The sequence below is a fragment of the Streptomyces ureilyticus genome (genome assembly GCF_011045025.1).
GTDB classification, from domain to species: domain Bacteria; phylum Actinomycetota; class Actinomycetes; order Streptomycetales; family Streptomycetaceae; genus Streptomyces; species Streptomyces ureilyticus.
Window position 1 is genome coordinate 1 of record NZ_JAAKZX010000474.1, and the last position, 1116, is coordinate 1116.

Annotated in this window: 1 protein-coding gene; it reads right to left on the bottom strand. The window is 72.8% G+C overall.

All coding sequences use genetic code 11. The features are described 5' to 3' along the window. A partial coding sequence (locus tag G6048_RS48225; protein WP_235991165.1) for an NB-ARC domain-containing protein occupies positions 1-1050 on the bottom strand: 1050 nt, incomplete at its 3' end. Positions 1051-1116: the final 66 nt, after the last annotated feature.

Consider the following 1116-nt stretch of genomic DNA (forward strand, 5'->3'; position numbering starts at 1 on the left):
CTCCCGCGCCGCCTCCCCCTCCTCCCTGAAGCCCGCGTCCCCTGCCACCACACCCACCCCGAACGCCCGCACCAAGTCATGCAACCGCCACCGCACACCGGAAGCCGAGCCCTCGCCGCCCTGGACCGGCGTGACCAGATGGGTGGCGGCCAGGTCCTCCAACAGGCCCAGGGCGGCCCCCATGTCGAGGCCGGCCAGGGCAGCCACGGCCTCAGCACCCGTCTCCGTACCGGGGGCGAGGGCGAGCAGGCGCAGCAGCCGGGCCTGGTCGGGTGGGAGACGGCGGTACGAGGTCTCCAGGACCGGGCGGAGCACGAGCGAACGGCCGTACAGGTCGGTGCCGCGACTGCCGTTGTCGAGTACGGCGGTGGGGTCGGCGGCCTCCTTGATCTCGGTCACCAGCGAGGCGATGTCGCGGTGGCGGCGCCGGCGCAGCATGGCGGCGGCGATCTGGAGGGCGAGGGGCAAGTGGCCGCAGAAGGAGGTCAGTTCGCGGAGGGCGTCCGGTTCCCGGGACGGGCGGTCGTCGCGTTCGTCGGCGTCGTGGAGGGCGCGGGTCACGAGGGCGGCGGAGTCGTCCGGGGCGAGTGTTTCGAGGTCGATGAGGCGTACGGGGAGGGAGTCCGGGCGGTCTCGGGAAGTGATCAACACTCGGTGGTGGTCCGTCCCGGGAAGCAGGGGGAGGAACTGGGACGGGTCCGAGGTGTTGTCCAGGATCAGCAGCGTCCGATCCTGTCGCTCGGCGAGGAGGGCGTGGTACGCGTCGTACTGGCGTGCCGTCGTCTGTGGCAGATCCGGGCCACGTACGCCGAGGGCGTCGAGGAGGGCGAGGACGGCTTGGTCGGCGGTGACGGGGGCGTCGTCGTAGCCGCGCAGGTCGACGAAGAGTGTGCCGCCGGGAAACCAGCCCTTCGCGCAGGCCTGGTGGGCGGCCTCCACCGCCAGAGCCGTCTTGCCGATGCCGCCCATGCCGGTGACGGCGCAGATGAGGAGAGGGAGCGCGGCGGCTCCGTCCGGGGCGGGTTCGAGGCGGGGGAGCAGGCGGCCCATTTCCGCCGATCGGCCGGTGAAGCCGAGGGGACGACCAGCAGGTCCACCTCGCGGACGTGACCGGTG